The organism is Planococcus sp. TJ-201, from assembly GCF_058268495.1.
On the sequence record NZ_JBZDOG010000006.1, the window covers coordinates 77,944 to 99,219 of the forward strand.

General features: G+C 46.4%; 21 protein-coding genes. 18 read left to right on the forward strand and 3 right to left on the reverse strand.

What is annotated here, in order from left to right; all coding sequences use genetic code 11:
* Positions 1 to 5 precede the first annotated feature (5 nt).
* The 4 genes from uvrA to AC4EG4_RS15075 all read left to right on the forward strand — a co-directional run bounded on the left by uvrA (position 6) and on the right by AC4EG4_RS15075 (position 5,966).
* Positions 6 to 2,888, forward strand: coding sequence for an excinuclease ABC subunit UvrA (uvrA, locus tag AC4EG4_RS15060; RefSeq protein WP_490988268.1), 2,883 nt, complete (start codon positions 6 to 8; stop codon positions 2,886 to 2,888).
* A gap of 100 nt (positions 2,889 to 2,988) precedes the next feature.
* Positions 2,989 to 4,161: a DUF4097 family beta strand repeat-containing protein gene (locus tag AC4EG4_RS15065; RefSeq protein ID WP_490979841.1), complete on the forward strand. Its 1,173-nt coding sequence runs from the start codon at positions 2,989 to 2,991 to the stop codon at positions 4,159 to 4,161.
* 112 nt (positions 4,162 to 4,273) lie between these two features.
* Positions 4,274 to 4,741, forward strand: a complete 468-nt coding sequence (locus AC4EG4_RS15070) for a potassium channel family protein (protein WP_490988269.1) — start codon at positions 4,274 to 4,276, stop codon at positions 4,739 to 4,741.
* Positions 4,734 to 5,966, forward strand: a complete 1,233-nt coding sequence (locus AC4EG4_RS15075) for a M20/M25/M40 family metallo-hydrolase (RefSeq protein WP_490988270.1) — start codon at positions 4,734 to 4,736, stop codon at positions 5,964 to 5,966. The genes AC4EG4_RS15070 and AC4EG4_RS15075 overlap by 8 nt, the downstream gene beginning before the upstream one ends.
* 37 nt (positions 5,967 to 6,003) lie before the next feature.
* Here AC4EG4_RS15075 and AC4EG4_RS15080 read toward each other — a convergent pair whose 3' ends face one another.
* The 3 genes from AC4EG4_RS15080 to AC4EG4_RS15090 form a co-directional block, all read right to left on the reverse strand.
* Complete coding sequence (locus AC4EG4_RS15080) at positions 6,004 to 6,432, reverse strand: DUF1801 domain-containing protein (RefSeq protein ID WP_490988271.1); 429 nt, start codon at positions 6,430 to 6,432, stop codon at positions 6,004 to 6,006.
* A 30-nt stretch (positions 6,433 to 6,462) separates the two neighbouring features.
* Positions 6,463 to 8,409, reverse strand: a complete 1,947-nt coding sequence (locus tag AC4EG4_RS15085) for a GTP-binding protein (protein ID WP_490988272.1) — start codon at positions 8,407 to 8,409, stop codon at positions 6,463 to 6,465.
* A 110-nt stretch (positions 8,410 to 8,519) separates the two neighbouring features.
* Positions 8,520 to 9,068, reverse strand: a complete 549-nt coding sequence (locus tag AC4EG4_RS15090; RefSeq protein ID WP_490988273.1) for an N-acetylmuramoyl-L-alanine amidase family protein — start codon at positions 9,066 to 9,068, stop codon at positions 8,520 to 8,522.
* A gap of 166 nt (positions 9,069 to 9,234) precedes the next feature.
* On the opposite strand from AC4EG4_RS15090, the gene hprK reads away from it, so the two are divergent.
* The 14 genes from hprK to AC4EG4_RS15160 all read left to right on the forward strand — a co-directional run bounded on the left by hprK (position 9,235) and on the right by AC4EG4_RS15160 (position 21,219).
* Entirely contained in the window at positions 9,235 to 10,161 is a 927-nt protein-coding gene (hprK, locus tag AC4EG4_RS15095) for an HPr(Ser) kinase/phosphatase (RefSeq protein WP_490979847.1), read from the forward strand.
* Between the two features lie 21 nt (positions 10,162 to 10,182).
* On the forward strand, positions 10,183 to 10,995 hold the full coding sequence (gene lgt / locus AC4EG4_RS15100) for a prolipoprotein diacylglyceryl transferase (protein WP_490979848.1): 813 nt from the start codon (positions 10,183 to 10,185) through the stop codon (positions 10,993 to 10,995).
* Positions 10,996 to 11,014: 19 nt separating this feature from the next.
* Positions 11,015 to 11,950, forward strand: a complete 936-nt coding sequence (locus AC4EG4_RS15105; RefSeq protein WP_490979849.1) for a nucleoside recognition domain-containing protein — start codon at positions 11,015 to 11,017, stop codon at positions 11,948 to 11,950.
* Positions 11,947 to 12,603: a pyrophosphatase PpaX gene (gene ppaX / locus AC4EG4_RS15110; protein ID WP_490988274.1), complete on the forward strand. Its 657-nt coding sequence runs from the start codon at positions 11,947 to 11,949 to the stop codon at positions 12,601 to 12,603. The genes AC4EG4_RS15105 and ppaX overlap by 4 nt, the downstream gene beginning before the upstream one ends.
* Positions 12,600 to 13,112, forward strand: a complete 513-nt coding sequence (locus tag AC4EG4_RS15115; protein ID WP_490979851.1) for an acyltransferase — start codon at positions 12,600 to 12,602, stop codon at positions 13,110 to 13,112. The genes ppaX and AC4EG4_RS15115 overlap by 4 nt, the downstream gene beginning before the upstream one ends.
* 131 nt (positions 13,113 to 13,243) lie before the next feature.
* Positions 13,244 to 14,401: an ATP phosphoribosyltransferase regulatory subunit gene (hisZ, locus tag AC4EG4_RS15120; protein WP_490988275.1), complete on the forward strand. Its 1,158-nt coding sequence runs from the start codon at positions 13,244 to 13,246 to the stop codon at positions 14,399 to 14,401.
* The gene (gene hisG / locus AC4EG4_RS15125; RefSeq protein ID WP_490979853.1) at positions 14,401 to 15,027 is read left to right on the forward strand and encodes an ATP phosphoribosyltransferase; all 627 of its coding nucleotides are present in this window, start codon (positions 14,401 to 14,403) and stop codon (positions 15,025 to 15,027) included. Before hisZ ends, hisG begins: the two co-directional genes overlap by 1 nt.
* Positions 15,024 to 16,307 (forward strand): histidinol dehydrogenase, encoded by a 1,284-nt coding sequence (hisD, locus tag AC4EG4_RS15130; protein ID WP_490988276.1) that lies wholly within the window; start codon positions 15,024 to 15,026, stop codon positions 16,305 to 16,307. The genes hisG and hisD overlap by 4 nt, the downstream gene beginning before the upstream one ends.
* Positions 16,304 to 16,891: an imidazoleglycerol-phosphate dehydratase HisB gene (gene hisB / locus AC4EG4_RS15135; protein WP_490979855.1), complete on the forward strand. Its 588-nt coding sequence runs from the start codon at positions 16,304 to 16,306 to the stop codon at positions 16,889 to 16,891. The genes hisD and hisB overlap by 4 nt, the downstream gene beginning before the upstream one ends.
* Entirely contained in the window at positions 16,888 to 17,517 is a 630-nt protein-coding gene (gene hisH, locus AC4EG4_RS15140; protein WP_490979856.1) for an imidazole glycerol phosphate synthase subunit HisH, read from the forward strand. Before hisB ends, hisH begins: the two co-directional genes overlap by 4 nt.
* Positions 17,510 to 18,238, forward strand: a complete 729-nt coding sequence (gene hisA / locus AC4EG4_RS15145; RefSeq protein ID WP_490988277.1) for a 1-(5-phosphoribosyl)-5-[(5-phosphoribosylamino)methylideneamino]imidazole-4-carboxamide isomerase — start codon at positions 17,510 to 17,512, stop codon at positions 18,236 to 18,238. Before hisH ends, hisA begins: the two co-directional genes overlap by 8 nt.
* On the forward strand, positions 18,232 to 18,984 hold the full coding sequence (hisF, locus tag AC4EG4_RS15150; protein ID WP_490988278.1) for an imidazole glycerol phosphate synthase subunit HisF: 753 nt from the start codon (positions 18,232 to 18,234) through the stop codon (positions 18,982 to 18,984). Before hisA ends, hisF begins: the two co-directional genes overlap by 7 nt.
* Complete coding sequence (gene hisIE / locus AC4EG4_RS15155) at positions 18,981 to 19,604, forward strand: bifunctional phosphoribosyl-AMP cyclohydrolase/phosphoribosyl-ATP diphosphatase HisIE (protein ID WP_490979859.1); 624 nt, start codon at positions 18,981 to 18,983, stop codon at positions 19,602 to 19,604. Before hisF ends, hisIE begins: the two co-directional genes overlap by 4 nt.
* Before the next feature lie 85 nt (positions 19,605 to 19,689).
* On the forward strand, positions 19,690 to 21,219 hold the full coding sequence (locus tag AC4EG4_RS15160; RefSeq protein ID WP_490988279.1) for a tetratricopeptide repeat protein: 1,530 nt from the start codon (positions 19,690 to 19,692) through the stop codon (positions 21,217 to 21,219).
* Positions 21,220 to 21,276: the final 57 nt, after the last annotated feature.

Genomic DNA, 21,276 nt, shown 5'->3' on the forward strand with positions numbered 1-21,276 from the left:
AGAAAGTGAAAAAACAGGAAATACGGATACAAGGTGCACGTGCGCATAATTTAAAAAATATTGATGTTGTCATTCCGCGTGACAAGCTTGTTGTCATGACCGGACTATCAGGATCCGGCAAATCTTCTTTGGCATTTGACACGATTTATGCAGAAGGCCAGCGGCGATATGTAGAATCGCTGTCTGCATACGCCCGCCAGTTTTTGGGCCAGATGGATAAGCCAGATGTCGATTTGATTGAAGGCTTATCACCGGCCATTTCGATTGACCAAAAAACCACCAGCAAAAACCCGCGTTCTACAGTAGCAACGGTCACAGAAATTTACGACTATATGCGTTTGATGTTTGCGCGGATTGGCAAACCAATTTGCCCAAACCACGGAATTGAAATTTCCTCACAGACAATTGAACAAATGGTTGACCGCATCGTGGATTATCCGGAACGCACCAAGATGCAAATTTTGGCGCCTATCGTCTCAGGCCGCAAAGGCACACATGTCAAATTGCTTGAAGATATCCGAAAGCAAGGCTATGTGCGCGTTCGTGTGAATGGTGAACTGATTGATTTGGATGATAACATTACATTGGACAAAAACAAGAAACACAATATTGAAGTGGTCATTGACCGAATCATCATTAAAGAAGGCATTGCACCACGTCTGAGCGATTCTTTGGAGTCGGCTCTCCGGCTAGCAGACGGCCGTGTACTGGTGGATGTCATGGATCAGGAAGAGTTGTTGTTCAGTGAACACCATGCCTGCCCAATATGCGGATTTTCCATCGGTGAACTAGAGCCGAGAATGTTCTCGTTCAACTCGCCTTTCGGGGCCTGCCCGGAATGCGACGGATTGGGAATGAAACTGGAAGTTGATCCGGAGCTGGTTATTCCAGACTGGAGCGTATCGCTCAATAAAGGAGCCATTGTTCCGTGGCAGCCAACCAGTTCGCAATACTATCCGCAACTGCTGAAAGCGATTTGCAAGCATTATAAAATTGATATGGACGTGCCGGTCAGTGATTTGCCGGAAGAGCATATCAACATTATCCTGCGCGGCTCTGGAAACGATAAAATCCGTTTCCGCTACGAAAACGATTATGGCCAGATTCGCGACAACCACATCAATTTTGAAGGGGTGCTCTCCAATGTGGACCGCCGCTACCGTGAAACTTCATCGGACTATATTCGTGAACAAATGGAGAAATACATGGGCGAGCAGCCTTGTACCGTCTGTGAAGGCTATCGCTTGAAACCTGAAACGCTGGCTGTTAAAGTCAACGGTCTGCATATTGGTACGGTTGCTGAATTTTCCATTATCGAAGCCAACCAGTTTTTCGATCAATTGGTTCTTTCTGAGAAAGACATGCAGATTGCCAAGTTGATCCTTCGTGAAATTCAGGAACGCGTCGGGTTCCTGATCAATGTCGGGTTGGATTATTTAACCTTAAACCGTGCATCTGGCACGCTCTCCGGAGGGGAAGCACAGCGCATCCGTTTGGCTACCCAAATTGGGTCCCGACTGACCGGTGTATTGTACATTCTCGATGAGCCGTCAATCGGCCTTCACCAGCGTGACAATGACCGGTTGATTGAGACATTGAAAAGCATGCGCGATATCGGCAATACGCTGATTGTAGTTGAGCATGATGAAGATACGATGCTGGCAGCTGATTACCTGATTGACGTTGGGCCTGGAGCCGGCGTTCATGGAGGAGAAATCATTGCAGCAGGAACACCTGATAAAGTGATGAAAAACAAAAAATCCTTAACCGGACAATATTTAAGCGGTAAGAAATTTATTCCCTTGCCTGCTGAACGAAGAACGCCGAGTGACCGGAAGATTTCAATCCGGGGCGCCAACCAAAACAATTTGAAAAAAGTGGATGTAGATATTCCGCTTGGTCTGTTTACAGCGGTAACGGGCGTTTCCGGTTCAGGAAAAAGTACACTTATTAACGAAATTCTTTACAAGACGCTTGCGCACCGCTTGAACCGCGCCAAAGCGAAACCGGGCCATTTTGATTCGATCGAAGGCACCGAAGAACTTGAAAAAGTCATTGAAATTGACCAGTCGCCGATTGGCCGGACACCGAGATCTAATCCAGCAACTTATACCGGCGTCTTTGACGATGTCCGAGATGTCTATGCCACAACAAACGAAGCAAAGGTCCGAGGCTATAAAAAAGGGCGGTTCAGTTTCAATGTCAAGGGCGGTCGCTGTGAAGCTTGCCGCGGAGATGGTATTATAAAAATAGAAATGCATTTCCTGCCGGATGTATACGTGCCTTGCGAAATTTGCCACGGCAAACGCTACAACCGTGAAACGCTGGAAGTGAAGTACAAAAACAAAAGCATTGCTGATGTACTGGCAATGACAGTAGAAGACGCCTATTCATTTTTCGAAAACATTCCAAAGATCAACCGGAAGTTAAAAACGATTGTGGACGTAGGCCTCGGATATATTACGATGGGACAACCCGCCACGACTTTATCCGGTGGTGAAGCGCAGCGCGTCAAGCTGGCATCCGAGCTTCATAAACGATCAAACGGCAAGTCGTTCTACATTTTGGATGAACCAACGACCGGTCTGCATGCTCATGATATTTCCCGGTTGCTGACAGTTCTGCAGCGCCTCGTTGAAAACGGCGATACGGTGTTGACGATTGAACACAACCTAGACGTCATCAAAACGGCGGATTACATTATTGATCTGGGACCTGAAGGTGGCGACAAAGGCGGAACCATCTTGGCAACGGGCACTCCAGAAGAAATTGCAGCCGTTGAAAATTCTTATACCGGGAAGTACTTAAAGCCGATTCTGGAACGGGATCGTGCACGAATGGAAGCAACGGTCAAAGGGGCCAGCCGCAAGAAAAAAGCGGTAAAATGAAACTTTTCCCGCTGGCAAACGTAACAATTAGAAGAACAGATCTGTTTGGTCCGGTAAGCTTCTGCTTATCGGCATTCAGGCAAAGAGGAGGCCAAAATACATGCAAAGCGAAAAAGAACGCATTTTAGACATGGTAGAGAACGGTACGATTTCAGCGCGGGAAGCAGTTGAGTTGCTGCGCGCTGTAGATGGCAACAGTGCTTCTTCGAACGAACCGAATTATGGCCGCAACAACCAACGAGACAAATCGAGCAAACGCGGATTTTTCAGACCGGAAGACATTGTGAAAAAAGTATCCAAGGATTTTTCGAAGAATGTTTCGAAAAATGTTTCGAAAAATGTCTCACGTGATTTTAATGACTTCGGTACTCGAATGATGGACTTTATGCAATCTTCTGTGGGCAAGCTGAAAACAATGGAATTTGACTCGCCATTTGGTGAGGCCGTTCAATTCAGCCATACGTTTACAGATGAAATGACCGACCTAAATACGATTATTGCAGACATTGCCAATGGACAATTGGAAATCTTCCCATCGCAAGACGGCTTGCTGCGTGCGGAATGCAGCGTGAAAGCTTACCGCTCGGAATCTCCAGCGCAAGCTAAAGAAGATTTTCTTGATAAGTTTGTTTTTATTGCCGATGACCACAAACTGCGGATCATCAGTGATTTCAAAACGACTCAAGTAAATGTGATTTTGTACGTACCGGAAGCTTCTTATGAGCACATCACGGCTCGCTTGTTTAATGGCGGTTTCACGATGAAGCGCATCAATGCAGCGCTAATCAAGGTGAAGACAGCAAATGGCAAAATCGATTTGAAGCATGTGGAATTTGATGACGCAGAATTGGAAACAGCTAATGGTGCGATTCATGTTCAGGAAACCAAAGGCAAAGTGCTCGAAGCCGAAACTTTGAACGGCCGCATCTATATCGATGGGGATATTCAGACAATCGTGTCCAAATCGTTGAACGGCAACATCGTTGCTACAACCAGATGCAAAGACGCACGCAAATTGGAATCCAAAACTTTGGCAGGAAATGTGGAAATTTACATTCCAGCGCATTTGCCGCTTAAAGGGGAAGTTTCATCAAATCTTGGCAAAATGGATGTATTGCTTTCCGATATTGACAGCACGCATGAGCAAGGACAATTTATGCAGAAGTCAATCCGGTTCTCTAAACAGGGAACTGAGCCAGCTGCCGCTCCATTATTGGTCTACGGCGAAACCAAAACAGGTTCGGTCCTGCTTCGCTATTTAACAATCGAATAAACAACTGTTAAGCCTGCACATTTATTTTGTGCAGGCTTTTTTATGAAATTCACATAATTGGTATTTTTAGTGGTTTTGTCTTACCATTTAAATAAAGGAAAGGTTTTGAGACATGATAGCTGCTATTTTAATGGGATTTACCATTTTGTTGATGTTGCTAAATTTGTATTATTTCTTTACAAACAAGCAGCATAAGGAAAGTTTTATTCATCCGTCACTATTTACAAAATTATTCTTTGTCATGACTGCTATCACTTTTGGATTTGCCGTTATCTATTACTTACTGTCGTTAAACACGGACATTCTCAGGCTCAATGATGAAACCGGAAGGCCAGCAGGAGATGATTTTTGGGATTATTTATACTTTAGCGGCGCAACCATGCTCTCCGTCGGTTATGGCGACTTGGTACCAATCGGCTCTGCTCGCTTTTTTGCCATCGTTCAAGCGGCATTAGGGTTGCTTTTGCCATCTGCTTACTTTGTGAAAGCGTTCAGTGAAATGAGCAGTGGGGAAAAAGATGGCCAAGGAAATAAAAGCGATAAAGAAGTAGACAGCCAGGAGGGCGAAGATGATGAATGACAGTATAGATTCCCACACCGAAAAAATGTTCGATCAATTGATGAATGACACGAAGATTCAACGGGCACTTGCATTTATTGAACAAGATCATTCGCGGACGATCGAAGAACAGATTGGCTTGACAGAAATTCCGGCTCCCCCGTTTAAAGAACAGCGGCGTGCTGAAAACTTCATGATGCGCCTGAAGGACCTGGGCTTGGCAGATGTTCGCATGGATTCAGAAGGCAACGTCTATGGCGTGCGAAAAGGACAAGGGACTGGCCCGAAAGTTTTTGTGTCTGCTCATCTTGATACTGTGTTTCCTGAAGGAACCGACACGACAGTCCACCAAAAAGATGGTGTGCTCCATGCGCCTGGAATTGGAGATGATACGCGTGGCTTGGCCGAATTGCTGGCAGTGGTAAGAGCTTTTGCCGAAGCTGGCATTGATAACAGCGGAGATATTATTTTTGGCGGAACAGTAGGCGAAGAAGGTGCAGGCGATTTGCGTGGCGTCAAAGCTTTTTTTACCGAGCATCAGGACATTGATGCATTTCTGTCACTGGATGGGCCGGGCTTTAATTATATTACGTATTTAGGAACAGGAAGCTATCGCTATAAAATTACATACACAGGACCTGGTGGCCATAGCTTTGCAGCTTTCGGTACACCGAGTGCGACGCATGCGTTAGGTCGGGCGATGGCCGCAATTGCTGATTTGCATACGACGAGCGAACCCAAGACCACTTTTTCAATTGGTGAGGTTTCTGGGGGAACGTCCGTTAACGCTATAGCGCAGGAAGCTTCGATGCTGGTCGACCTTCGTTCCAACGATCAGCAAGAGCTGGACAAACTGGAACAGCAGTTTTTGGAAATTGTAGAACAAGCGGCACAAGCAGAAAATGCACGTTGGAATGATGACCGTCTGCAAATGAAAATCGATCGTTTTGGCAATCGCCCCCCAGCAAGCCAATCGCATGAAGCGTTAATCGTGCAGGTTGCGAGCGCCGCAATTCGTGCACTTGGCGCAGAACCCGAACTAAAAGAACCGAGCAGCACAGATGCCAATTATCCGATGAGCATCGGCATACCGGCGATCACCATTGGGCTCGGCGGTGAGTTTGACAAAGCGCACACATTAGAAGAGTGGCATGACCCTGCTAATGGGCACTTGGCCATTCAAAAAAGCTTGATGACGATTTTGGGACTGGTTGGTGTTGAAAAAGTCAGCCCGCCATTGCTTTAGAAAAAATCCGGACAGCCTTTGATGGCTGTCCGGATTTTTAGGTTTTTATAGGTGGATACAACTTTTGCAGAAAATCAATAGATTGCTTGATCAATTGCTGCAACACATTAAGGTCAATGTCTTCGGTTTTGTTGATGTAAACACAAGCTTTTCCGCTGGTATGTTTGCCGAGTTTCTCAAGTAAGAGTTCGCGTTCTTGATCGCCAGTTGCAAAATAAAGACTAATTTTGGCTTTTCGAGGGGAGAACCCCACAAGCGGTGCATCGCCTTCATGGCCTGTTTCGTATACATAATGATAGGACCCAAAGCCAATGATAGAGGCTCCCCACATTTTGGGCGGAAAGCCGCTGGTTTGCTCGAATAGCTCCAGTAACTTATAGGCATCCTGCCGTTTCTTAGGATGGTCGATCGCTTCAAGAAATTCAATAACATCGGCATCGGTTTCTTTTGTTTTTTGTTCGTACATGCCAAGCCCTCTTTTCTGTTAGGTATGGTCTTACAAACAATGCATCGCTTTTTCTGCTCTATCCCATGGCACTTTGTAGCCTTGTCCTTTTGCACAGAAGATGGAAGTGGATGTATAAAGAGGATCTGCCGTTTTAACGTAGCCGATTCGGGCAATGACTTCTTCTTCATTATGACAGAAATCGTAGCCATCGAATAGCAGATTGAGTGCTCCTTTGCCGTGAGTATAAGCAGCGAGTTCCGAACTGTAGTTCATGAAAGTGGCAACAGGGACGCGTCCTTCGATAATTGCCTTCCCGTCTTTTGTTTCGGGCGCGTTAAAGCTGCCATGTGCCTGCTGAATGTCGGATAATACCTTCCCCATTTGTTCGAGGTCGACTTTGATTTTGAAACGGTAGATCGGTTCAAGCAGACGGTTCTGTGTTTGCTCCAGCCCTTGGCGCAATGCACGGAAAGAAGCTTCACGGAAGTCACCGCCTGAGGTGTGCTGGTTGTGTCCGCGCCCAGTCACTAATGTCACTTTGACATCGGTCATGGGAGAGCCGGTCAGCAAGCCGTGGTGATCGCGTTCTGTCAAATGATGGAGCACGAGGTTTTGGTGACCGACAGACAAGGCATCTGCATGGCAAGCATTTTCTACTTGCAAGCCGCTGCCGCGTTCGTTTGGCTCGATTTTCAGGTGAACTTCCGCATAATGCCGAAGCGGTTCGAAATGGCCATAGCCGGTAACAGCCTTATCAATAGTTTCCTTGTACAAAATTTGGGGTTCGCCGAATTGGATAGAATGTCCAAAGCGTTCCAAAACAACTTGTTCCAAGACTTCCAACTGGATAGCGCCCATGACTTGAATGTGGATTTGTTGAAAGTATTCATCCCAGTAGACAGAAAGAGAGGGATCTTCGGCACCAAGCATATTGAAGCTGGCTAATACTTCTTTTGGATGAATGGAAGAATCAAAAAGAACCGTTGATTTTAAGGTAGGGATGACATTAAATCCAGCATTATCTTGCCGAACGCCGATCGTATCTCCAATGGACGCTTCGGTTAATCCGGCGATGGCGAATAACTCACCTGCTTTTGCCTGATCTACAATTTGGAATTTCTGGCCGTTGTATGCACGGATCTGGGTAACTTTTTCTTCGAGCTTGTTGGGACCGTATCGCAGTTTATCACGCACTTGCAGAGTTCCGCTAAATGCTTTTAAAAAACAAATGCGGTTGCCGTTTTCATCATGCCGAATTTTGTAGATTTGGGCTCCAAGCAACTCGTTGTCAAGGTAGGAGCTGGCAGTCAACTGGTCGAGCTGGGTGAGAAACTCTGAAATGCCAATATCCTGCAAAGCAGAACCGCTGGCACACGGGAAAATTTGGCCAGCTGCAATCATGTCGCGAAAAGTCTCCTGCCATAACAACTTGTCATAGCCGGATTCCACGTACTGAGTCAGCAACGCATCATTCCGCTCCGCAATAAATTCAATCAACTCTTCGGCCATTTGTCCATCTCGGTAAAGATCTTTGATGTTACAGGCATCTTCGGAAAAGTTTTGCCTAATTTCTTCTAAAACCTGATTGGGATCTGCCCCCTCGCGATCGGTTTTATTAATGAAGAAAAAGACCGGCACGTGATGTTTTCGAAGAAGCTGCCAAACGGTTTCGGTATGTCCTTCGATGCCGTCTACTGCACTGACGATTATAATGGCGTAATCCATGACTTGAATGGATCGCTCCATTTCAGGAGAAAAATCGACATGGCCTGGTGTATCGATAAGGAAATACGTAGAGTCGTTAAAGACGAAGCTTGCTTGATCCGCAAAAATTGTAATGCCTCGGCTTTTTTCGATGGCATGGCTGTCTAGAAATGCATTTTGATGGTCGACCCGCCCGCGTTGCCGGATGCTTTTGGTATGATAAAGCAATTGTTCGGAGAACGTGGTCTTGCCGGCATCGACATGCGCAAGAATTCCGATGGTTTTGTTCATGTGATCACCTCTTTTGTTCTATTTTAGCAGAGTGCGCGGCTGAAACACGAAAAACGCGAAAGCCGATGTGGCTTTCGCGTTCAAATAAGTTAGAGTTAATTGGTCTATAATTAGCGGCTGACATCAAAACAAGCAATGCCAAAGCAGATGCCAAGGGCGCAGCGTTTGCGGTATGCAGCAGATTTGAGGAGTTCCACTTCCTGTTTATGCGTCATAAAACCGCATTCTACTAAGATGGCCGGCATGTGCGTGTCGCGAAGAACAGCAAAGTCACCTTGTTTGACTCCGCGGTCTTTTCGTCCGGTTGCCAGCACCAACGAACGTTGGACCGACTCCGCAAGCTTGCGGGTTGCTGCTTGGGGATGGCTGTAAATAAACGTTTCCAAGCCATTTGCGGCATTGAACGTCTGGCCATGGGCATTGGCATGAATGGAAACAAACAGATCTGCTTTTAACCGGTTTGCCAATGCTGTCCGTTCATGCAGCGGAACGTCTTGATCGCTTTGATGGCTGAACAAGACAGTATGGCCATCCAGTACGAGGCGTTTTTTGACTTCATCCGCTACGGCTGAATTAAAATGGAATTCCCTTAGTCTTCCATCCGGTGATCGCTTTCCGGGCGTATCTGGTCCATGTCCAGCGTCGATCATAATCTTCATTTTGAAAACCTCCTTTTGGAATGTATATAGATGCTAGGATCAGGAAAGGGGACAAAAATCTTCAATTTTATTTTTTCCATGTTAAAATAAGAGCAAACCGCATGCAAAAAGAACAACTTCGACGAAAATTCGAAATAATGTGTGGATAAGGAATGAGGGGTAACAAATGGGACAAGTAACAACAAAGCAAGTGATGGAAAAGTTTGAACTGGATTTAATCAGTGGAGATGAAGGCATTGGCCGCCACATTCCCATCAGCGATATATCAAGACCTGGTTTGGAAATGGCCGGATATTTTACTCATTACCCGGCGAACCGTGTGCAGCTGCTCGGCAAAACCGAGCTTTCTTTTTTTTCCATGTTATTGCCGGAAGAACGTCTGGATCGCATGATGAAATTATGTACGGATGATACACCGGCCATCATCGTTTCACATGGTGTACCGGTTCCGGAAGAATTGGTGATCGCTTCAAGCAATCGCCATGTTCCGGTTATGACGACTCCAATGTCAACAACTCGTTTTTCCAGTTTGCTGACGAATTTTCTCGAGAGCCAATTGGCCCCAACAACAGCCGTCCATGGCGTGCTGGTTGATATTTATGGTGTAGGCGTTTTGTTGACAGGAAAAAGCGGAGTCGGCAAAAGTGAGACAGCGCTGGAACTTGTCAAAAAAGGCCACCGTCTTGTAGCGGATGACTGTGTGGAAATTCATCAAGAAGGGGAGAATACATTGGTTGGCCATTCTCCTCAACTGATTGAGCATTTGCTTGAAATTCGTGGCGTTGGCATTATCGATATTATGACGTTGTTCGGTGCGAGCGCAATCCGCACTTTCAAGCGGATTTCCTTGGTGATTGACCTGGAGATTTGGGATCAGGAAAAAACATACGATCGTCTTGGACTGGAAGAAGAAAAGATGAAAATTATCGACACGCATTTGACGAAGCTGACAATTCCTGTTCGCCCTGGGCGAAATTTATCTGTCATCATCGAAGTTGCTGCGATGAACTATCGCCTTAAACGAATGGGCATCAACGCGGCTGAAGAGTTTTCAAATCGTCTGAATGATGTCATCGCACAAGATACAAACTAAGCGAATGGGAAGGTGCACCAGATGTTTTCTTTACTTGCTACAATAGATCCAATCGCTTTTTCACTCGGACCGCTTTCGGTTCGGTGGTACGGCGTCATCATCGCTGCCGGCATTGTCATTGCCTTTTTGGTGGGGCAGCGTGAAATGGTTAAACGGGGACTGCATCCTGAATACTTAACAGATTTGCTGATTTGGGCGGTGCCGCTGGCCATTGTCGGCGCCCGCATTTATTATGTCGCATTTGAGTGGGACAGCTACAAGAACAACCTCGGTGAAGTTATTGCCATTTGGAATGGCGGCATTGCGATTCACGGGGCATTGATTGCATCAGTAATTGTTGCGTATGTGTTTACCAAAAAACGCAATACACCATTTTTGAAAGTAGCAGATATTTTGGCGCCCAGCATTTTGATTGGCCAAGCAATTGGCAGATGGGGCAATTTCATCAACCAGGAAGCACATGGCGGAGAAGTGTCACGTACATTCCTTGAGAATTTGTTTATTCCTGATTGGATCATTAATCACATGTACATAGATGGAGCTTACTACCATCCGACCTTTTTATACGAATCTATGTGGAGCCTGGTAGGGATTATCATTCTACTGCTGCTCCGGAGAGTCAATTTAGTACGCGGGGAAATGTTTTTCTTCTATATGATCTGGTATTCGGTCGGTCGCTTCTTTATCGAAGGCATGCGGACAGACAGCCTCTATGTGGTTGGCGAACTTCGCGCCGCTCAGCTGGTATCGGTTCTTGCAATTATTATTGCCGTAGTATTTATTGTGTACCGCCGGGTGGCAATCAAAAACCCACCGCATTACAAAGACAAATAACGAAGAAAAGAGCGATCAGATGTCGACATTGAAAAATGGATTAAAAGCGGGGCTGAAAACGACTTGGTCACTGGGGAAAATCATTTTTCCCATTACCTTGCTTGTCACGATGCTTCAATACACACCGGTTTTGCCGTTTATCATCGATCTAGTGGCACCGATCATGGGCTTGTTCGGTTTAAGCGGCGATGCTGCAATTCCGCTGGTGCTCGGCAATGCGCTGAACCTCTATGCCGGAATTGCTGGTATTTTGTCACTGGAATTAACCGTCAAGGAAGTTTTTATACTGGCCGTGATGCTGTCCTTTTCACATAATATTTTCATTGAAACCGGTGTAGCGCTGAAAGTGGGCGTCAAGCTTTGGGTAGTGCTGGTGGTGCGTTTTGGTCTTGCGGCACTATCTGGAATCATTATTAATTTATTATGGAAAGGCGGCGGTGAAGTCGCGCAATATGGCTTCGCGCCTGAAGTGGCGGCTGCACCTGAAAGCTGGTTGGGCATTTTGCTGATCGGGCTGGAAAAAGCTTCGTTTGGCGTCCTCCAATTGGCCATGATCGTCATTCCATTAATGCTCATCATCCAAATTTTAAAAGACAAACACTATTTGCAAAAGATATCCAACTGGATGGGGCCGTTGACCCGCTTGCTGGGAGTAGAAAAAAATGCTTCCGTAACCCTTGCTTCCGGTTTGGTTTTTGGACTCGCAATGGGAGCAGGTGTGATGATCCAGGCAGTTCAGGAAGATGGTGTCAGTAAAAGAGATGCCACATTGGTGTTCATTTTCCTTGTCGCCTGTCATGCCATTGTAGAAGATACACTGATTTTTATTCCATTGGGCATTCCCATATGGCCATTGCTGGCGATTCGTGTCATCACCGCTTTGGTATTGACCATCTTTATTTCTTATATGTGGCGTAAAGCGGAAGACAAACAAAAGGAAGTGGTTTCTACGTGACGGTAAAACAGATCAATACGTTATTATTCGATTTTGATGGAACTTTGCTGGATACCAATGAATTAATCATCCAGACTTTTCTGTCCGTTTTGGGCGAACATTATCCAGGACGTTTTGGACGCGAAGATGCGCTGCATTTTATTGGCCCATCGCTGGAGCAGACATTTACCGCGATTGATCCGGAACGGGTGGAAGAGCTGACTGTTCAGTATCGTACCCTCAACCGTGCCATGCACGATGAACTGGTAGAAGAATACGATGGCGTAGTCGAAACGCTTCGCCTGTTAAAAGCACAAGGCTTGAAAATGGCAATTGTGTCGACAAAGAGAAGCGAAACCATTCGCCACGGACTGGATTTGATGGGCGTCAGCGATGTTTTTGACGTTCTAGTGGGCCTGGATCATGTCAGCAATCCCAAACCCGATCCGGAGCCTTTGCATTTGGCATTAGAGCAATTAGGAGCATCACATGATGAAGCCTTGATGATTGGCGACAATTCGCATGATATCGAAGGCGGAAAAAATGCCGGCGTCCGGACAGCTGGTGTTGCTTGGACCGCAAAAGGAGAAGATTTTTTAGCCAGTTTTAATCCGGATTTTATGCTTCAACACATTAGCGATTTGCTGGCACTGACGAAAGTGGAAGCGGAATGAGAAACACTCAACGTCATTTTGTAGAAGGTCCCAATTCGCTTTGGCACATTTATAAAACCGTTCCTTTTTGGAAAGTAGCCAAAAATTTTGCGGTGATTCAAACGGCTCGCTATACCCCATTTTTGCCGATGAAAAATTGGATGTACAAAGTTTTTCTTAAAATGAAAATCGGAGAGCATTCTTCTTTTGCGTTGATGGTTATGCCGGACGTCATGTTTCCGGAGCGAATCACAATCGGTAAAAATTCGGTTATTGGCTATAATACAACGATTCTTGCACACGAATACTTAATAGATGAATACCGGCTCGGCGACGTGGTCATCGGAGACGGCGTCATGATCGGAGCAAACACCACGATTTTGCCCGGCATCACCATCGGAAACGGCGCCATTGTTTCCGCTGCCACGCTCGTCCATAAAGATGTGCCAGCTGGGGCGTTTGTCGGTGGAAATCCGATGAGCATCATCTTTACAGCTGAACAAATGGCAGAGCGCCAAGCAAAATCCTGAAAGCAGTTCTTGCTTTCAGGATTTTTTCGAGTATATCCCTTGACGATGGATGGAAAAATGCGCTAAAATAATATTACTTCACCACATTAGCGAACTAAAGTAAAATAACCAATATTAGGGAGTTTTATAAAATGACGATACAAATGTTCGAAAAACCATTAGGCATGAGAGACGATTTTCCATTCATCGCAAAAAAGAAGGCGGAGCTGCGGGCAAGCGGAACCTCCATTATTCAACAAGCGGGTTACGATTTGCTGCAGACGCCAACTTTGGAATACTACGAAACGATCGGCAAAATCTCGGCAATCGATGATAATGCCTTGTTCAAATTATTGGACAGCCAGGGAGAGACTTTGGTGCTGCGCCCCGATATGACGTCACCCATCGCGCGCATTGCAGCGTCAAAGCTGCTGAAAGAAAAAATGCCGGTACGGCTTGGGTACTATTCAAATGTTTTTCGTGCCCAAAAACGGGAAGGCGGCCGTCCAGCTGAATTTGAGCAGATGGGCGTCGAGCTGATTGGCGACGATTCTTTATACGCTGATGCAGAAGTCATTATTTTGGCATGGAACATCTTAAAAAACCTGGATATCAAATCCAGCCGCTTTGTAATTGGCCACACACAATTGCTGCAGCTGATTCTGAAGGATTTTGGCTTAAACCAAGAGCAAATCGAGAACGTGCACGCCGCTTTTGTTTCGAAAAACAGTGTTGGCTTTGAAAGCTTAGCTCATCAATTGCCGATTGAGCCATCACGGCGTAAATCGTTTATTGGATTAATGTCCACGTCTACAGTTGAAGAGTGGCAGCAATGGATCGATCCTCACAATGCCAAACAAAATTCTTTGTTTGAAGACATGAAAAAATTAAAAAAAATACTGGATCGCAGCGGACTGTCGGATGCGGTAACTTACGATTTGTCCTTTAACAGCCATATGACTTATTACACCGGCTTGGTGTTTGAAGTATACGGAGCAGGCAGTGGGTTTCCGCTTGGAAATGGCGGGCGCTATGACGGGTTGATGAAACAATTTGGTTTGCAGGTAGGTGCCACAGGATTTGGCCTGCGCGTTGACCGGTTGTTGGAAATCATTTCTGCTGCACCAGAAGAAGAAGCTCATACGCTCATCCTGTTTGATGAGCAAAATGAAGACAATGCGTTTGATCAAGCTCAACAGCTTCGCGAGCAAGGAATACGCGTCACATTGCAATTTGCGCCAGCCGTTTTGGCGGTCGAAAAATTCAGTGGACTGTTCAGTAATGTTTTACGATTGGAAGGTGCCAACTAATGGATGCATTAACGATTGCAATGCCAAAAGGAAGAATATTTGAAGAAGCTTATGAGCTACTGGTAAAGGCCGGCTATGACTTGCCAAAAGAACTGGACGACTCACGCAAGCTGATTGTGGAAGCACCAAATGAAAACATTCGCTTTATCTTGTCCAAGCCAATGGACGTCCCTGCTTATGTTGAACACGGGGTGGCAGATATCGGAATTGCCGGTAAAGATGTTATGCTCGAGCACGAGCGGGATGTCTACGAATTGCTGGATCTTGGCATCAGCCGCTGCTATATTGCGACAGCTGGTATGCCGGATACACCAATGAACGAAGTGACGCCGCGTGTAGCAACAAAATATCCAAAAGTAGCTTCGCAGTATTACAGAGGCAAGGGCGAACAGGTCGAAATCATTGAGTTGAACGGTTCAATTGAATTGGCACCGATGATCGGTTTGGCTGATCGCATTGTGGATATTGTGTCGACTGGAAAAACTTTAAAAGAAAATGGCTTGGTCGAATATGAAAAAATTGTTGATATTACATCGCGCCTAATTGCCAATCCGGTAAGTTACCGTTTGAAGCAACAACGCATCACGGAATTGGTGGAAAAACTAAGAAAGCAGGCGAGCTTATGAACGTCACCCGTTTATCTGCCGGAATTTCCATTAGAAGAACAATTGCAGAAGGAACCGGCCAGCAAATTGCGGCAGTCAGGGACATTATCCAGGATGTACGGGATCATGGAGACCAGGCGATGTTCCGCTATACAGAAAAATGGGACGGCGCCAAACTGTCTTCTTTGCGTGTAGCGCAGGAAGAAATTGCACAGGCGGTCGAGCGCTTTGACGGCCAACTGCTGGAAGATTTGACGGAAGCGGCAGCAAATATCCGCCGCTACCACGAAAGCCAGCAACAGCAAGGCTACCGGCAAGACAGCGACGACGGATCCTATGTAGCTCAACGCGTTACGGCTATCGAGTCCGCTGGGCTGTATGTGCCGGGCGGGACCGCAGCTTATCCATCGTCCGTACTGATGAATGTTATTCCAGCTCAAGTGGCAGGCGTCTCACGCATTGTGCTCATCTCGCCTCCAGGCAAAGATGGTGAATTGTCAGATGGCGTTTTGGCATCGGCTCATATTTTGGGCATCACGGAAGTTTATAAATCGGGTGGGGCACAAGCGATTGCGGCGTTGGCCTATGGCACAGAATCTATCTCACCGGTTGATAAAATTACCGGCCCTGGCAATATTTTTGTGGCTTTAGCAAAACGGGAAGTGAATGGCGACGTTGCCATTGATATGATTGCCGGACCCAGTGAAATTGCCATCATTGCCGATGATACTGCTTATGCAGATGAAGTGGCAGCAGATTTATTGTCACAAGCGGAACACGATCCAATGGCCAGTGCGGTGTTATTGACGACCAGTCAAAAATTGGCTGACGCCGTTTCTAAAGAAGTAGATCGCCAATTGGCCGCTTTGCCGCGCCAAGCCATTGCCAGTCCCGCAATTGCAGACCACAGCATGATTTATTTGGGCGAGACACTGGAAGAGCTGATCGAGGCTGCGAACCAATTGGCTCCGGAACATTTGGAAATTATGACAGAAGACGCGGAAGCAGTGGCAGACAAAATTCGCCACGCGGGAGCCATTTTTATCGGCCGCTATTCGTCTGAACCGATTGGTGATTATTTTGCGGGCACCAATCACGTCTTGCCAACCAACAGTACGGCGCGTTTCTCTAGTGCTTTATCTGTGTATGATTTTGTAAAACGCACGAGCATTGTCCGCTACAGCGAACAGGCTTGGAATAATAACAAAGAAAAAATCGCTCGTCTGGCACGCCTAGAAGGCTTAGAAGGCCATGCGCGTGCAGTCGAATCGCGGTCGTGGGAAAAGGGGAGTAACCAATGAGAACAGCTGAAATCAAACGAAATACCAATGAAACCAAAATAGCAATCAACTTTTCCTTGGATGGAGAAGGCAAGTCAGTAATTGATACCGGTGTTCCGTTCATGGACCACATGCTGGATTTGTTCATCAAGCATGGCTTGTTTGATGGCGACATCCAAGCAGATGGCGATACGCATATTGACGATCACCACACGACTGAAGACATCGGCATCGTGCTCGGCCAGGCAGTCAAAGAGGCGCTTGGCGACAAAAAAGGCATCCGCCGTTACGGCAACGCATTTGTGCCAATGGACGACGCGCTGGCACAAGTAGTCATTGACTGTTCCAACCGTCCGCATCTGGAATTCCGCTGCGAGCTTCCAAATGAAAAAGTTGGAACTTTTGATACTGAGCTGGTCCATGAGTTTCTGTGGAAGTTTGCGCTTGAATCACGCATGAATGTTCATGTCATCGTCCATTACGGGAAAAATACGCATCACATTATTGAAGCGGTGTTCAAGGCATTGGCCCGGGCGCTTGATGAAGCAACAAGCATCGATCCACGGGTTAAAGGAGTGCCATCGACAAAGGGGCTGTTAACATGATCATTGGCATTATCGATTATGGCATGGGCAATTTATTCAGCGTTGAACAGGCGCTAAAAAAACTGGAATGTACGGTGATCATCTCGGACGATCCAGCCGTCTTATTGGAAGCAGAAGCAATTCTTCTTCCGGGCGTCGGTGCTTTCCCGGATGCAATGGAGCTGTTGAACCAAAAAAGCTTATCTGAATTTATCCAATCGCTTCCAGAGAAAAATATTCCGCTTTTAGGCATTTGCCTCGGCATGCAACTATTATACGAAGACAGCTCTGAAGTAAAACCAACTAAAGGGCTGGGCTTGTTGACGGGAGAAATCCGCCGCTTTGAAAAAGGCGCGCACCGCATTCCGCATATGGGCTGGAACCGCCTCGAATTTTCACATGTGCCTTATTGGCTGGACAGTGTATTAAGTGATACACATGTTTATTTTGTCCATTCCTTTTTGGCGGTCAATACAAAAGAGCAAGAAGTGCTAGCTACGGCAAGCTACGGCAATCACGACGTTCCAGGAGTAGTTGGGAACGGACTGATTACGGGCATGCAATTTCATCCGGAAAAATCCGGTGATTTTGGCCATTATTTATTAGAGCAGTGGATTGCAAATGTCAGGAGGAACCTCAATGACTAAGTTTCAAATTTATCCCGCCATTGACTTGCGGGATGGAAAATGTGTGCGCCTATTCCAGGGAGATTACGCCCAGGAAACCATTTATGGTGATTCACCAGTAGATATGGCAAAGAAATTCGTCGAAGCCGGTGCACAGTGGATACATATGGTTGATTTGGACGGCGCTAAAGACGGTGTGCGCATCAATGATCAAGTGGTCATCGAAGCTGCCAAACTAGGTGTTAACGTGCAAGTAGGCGGAGGCATTCGGACACGTGAAGACATCGAGCATTACTTATCGAACGGCGTTGCGCGTGTTATCATCGGCAGCCTGGCAATCCGCAATCCGGAACTGGCAGTATCATTTATCGAGGAGTTCGGCGCTGACCGCATCGTGATCGGCATTGATGCCAAAGACGGTATGGCCGCAACCGAAGGCTGGATCGAGACTTCCGGCCAGGCAGCGACCGAGGTGGCAAATTACTTTGCTTCTAAGGGCGCGAAGCATTTCATTTATACAGATATTGCGACAGATGGCACATTAGCCGGACCAAATATCGAAGCGAACAAAGCGTTAGCTGACTCTGAACATGCACAAGTGATCGTCTCAGGCGGCATCGGGTCGCTGGAAGATGTACAGAATGTCAAACAAGCCTCTACCCACAGCAATATTGCGGGTGTTATCATAGGGAAAGCCCTATATGAAAAACGCTTTACCTTGGAGGAGGCCCTGTCATGCTGACAAAACGCATTATTCCGTGTTTGGATGTTAAAGAAGGGCGTGTCGTCAAAGGCGTCAGCTTTGTCTCGCTGCGTGACGCAGGAGATCCTGTAGAACTGGCGCGTTTTTACGACAAGCAAGGAGCGGACGAATTGGTGTTTTTAGACATTTCCGCTTCTCATGAAGGCAAAGAAACCATGGTTGAAGTGGTCAAAATCGTGGCCACGGAACTTTCGATTCCTTTTACAGTGGGCGGCGGAATCCGCAGCCTGGAGGATATGAAACGCATGCTGCGTGCCGGCGCAGATAAAGTTTCCTTGAATACCGCAGCTCTTGACCGGCCAGAGCTGATCAAAGAAGGCGCGGACTTTTTTGGCTCGCAATGCATCGTAGTGGCCATTGACGCCAAGAAAAACGGCGATAGCTGGGACGTTTATACACATGGCGGCCGCAACAAGACCGAATGGAATGCCATTGAATGGGCGAAAAAAAGCGTGGAGCTTGGAGCCGGGGAACTGCTGTTGACGAGCATGGACAAAGACGGTTCGAAAGACGGCTTTGATCTCGAGCTGACGCAAGCTGTGCGCGAAGCGGTAGAAGTGCCGGTTATTGCCAGCGGCGGGGCAGGGAACAAAGAGCATTTTAGTGAAGTGTTTAAAACAGTTGATGCTGATGCTGCTTTGGCTGCATCGATTTTTCATTATAAAGAAACCAGTGTAGCTGAAGTAAAAGAATACTTGCGGAAAGAAGGAGTGAATGTCCGATGACAACGATCCAATACGACCAAGACGGGCTGATTCCTGTCATTATCCAAAATGCTGAAACAAAAGAAGTGCTGACGCTGGCTTATGCCAATGAAGAAGCTGTGAAAAAAACTATGGAGACAAACGAAACTTGGTTGTATTCAAGAAGCCGCAGCGAATTGTGGAACAAAGGTGCAACAAGCGGCAACACCCAACAAGTAACCGCTGTGCGCTTGGACTGTGACGGGGATTCCCTGATCTACGAAGTGATTCCAAACGGACCGGCTTGCCATACCGGCAAAGACAGCTGCTTCTTTGAAACCATTCACGGAGAACGCAACGAATCTCCAGGAGACATGTTCGGTCAATTGACCTCCCTGATCAAAACACGTGAAGAGGAAATGCCTGAAGGCGCGTATACCACATACCTGTTCGAAGAAGGCGTAGACAAAATCTGCAAAAAAGTAGGCGAAGAAGCGTCTGAAGTAATCATTGCCGCAAAAAATCGGGATGCCAAAGAACTGGCCATGGAAACAGCCGATTTGTTCTACCACACATTGGTGCTCCTGCAGGAACAAAAAGTGGAGTTTAGCCAAGTGGTAGATGTGTTAAAAGAGCGCCATGCTACAAAAAACGACAAGTAAATAATAAGGAAATATGCTATAATTACAGCACATTTGAGTATAGGAGCGATTTCGATCGTTCCTTTTACTTTTTCGGAGGCATATTTTGGAGAATAAAAAAACAAATTATAAGAACGTGCTGTCTTTTATTCCAACCGGGGAATATTATTACAGAAAAGCGCTGAAAGAACTTCAGCGGGAAAATTATCCGAGAGCCCACAAGTATTTGCGCCGCGCATCAGAACTGAGTCCGAAAGACCCGCTTATTCTGACGCAGTATGGCATTGTCTTGATGGAAATGCAGGAGTTTGAACAGGCAATGGACATGCTGCATACAGCACATGAACTGGATTCGAAAGAGCCGGACATCCTGTTTTTCCTCGCAGAAGTCCATGCACACATGGGCTTGTTTTGGGATGCACGGAAATACGCCAAAAAATACTTGATTTATGAAACCCAAGGCAAATATTCGGCAGAAGCAATGGAAATTGTCGATTTTGCAGAACAGGAAGACTGGCAGCTTTTTGACGATGATGGGGAAGCGCAAAACAGCGAATACTATTACCGCCAGGAAAAAGCCCGCAAAATGATGGAGCAAGGTGATTTTGCCGGCGCCATCGAAAGGCTCGAAAAGCTGGTTGAAGAAAAGCCGGATTTTTGGGGAGCCTACAACAACCTGGCCTTGGCATACTTTTATATTGGCGAAGCGGAAATGGCGAAAGCGCTGCTTCACGATGTACTGCGAAAAAATACCGGCAATTTGCATGCACTCTGCAACTTGGCAGTCTTTCATTATTATGAAAAAAATGCAGAATTGGATGACGTCCTGGATCTGCTGAAAAAGATTCAGCCTTATGTCTTTGAGCATCGCTATAAATTGGGTGCGACATTTGCGTTGGTCGGCAAATACAAAGAAGCCTATCGTTGGCTAAAAAGCCTTCAAAAACGCGGCTTTGATGGAGATCCTGCTTTTTATTTCTGGCTGTCGCACGCTGCGTACCATTCAGGGCATGAAGAAGCGTCGCGTCAAGCTTGGGATCAATTGAAAAAGATGGATCCTGGCAAAGATGGCTATGAGCCATGGAGTGATCATTCGGCAATGCCTCACGCCGATGCGTTGGAACACGACCGGGATTATTTAGTGAAAAAACTGGATCACAAGAAAAAAAGTGAGCGTTTGTTCGGCTTGTTCCTGCTTGGCAAATCTGCGCACAAACAGGAAATTATCTCGCATCCAAATTGGCTGGAATCTGATCAGCCTTCTGTTTTGGAAACCTTTGTGCTGGGGTATGCCCTCGGTCATCCGTTTAAAAAAGAAGTTCCAGCTGAACAAGCATTTATGAGAGCGATGGAAACGGCAGAACGCCTTTATGTCCGGCACGGAATGGTGACGAAACAGCAAGCCGATGTTTTCCAGCTGTGGTTTCTGCTTGTCGAAAAAGCATTTAGCCGAAATTATCCATTTAAAAATCCGGCTGCTTTAGCTTCAGCAGCAGAGTATATGATTCAATCTGCAAAAAATGAAAAAACGACCAAAAAAGAATTGGCAGAAAGCTTTGGTGTATCGGTCTCGACTTTAACCAAGTACGTTAAGGAAATGACTGGATATTTGACGGATCCGGATTCACAGGCATAAAAGTTGAAGCTTTAGCCGGAATCTTATACGATTTAGCTACTGAGAAATAGGAGGTCT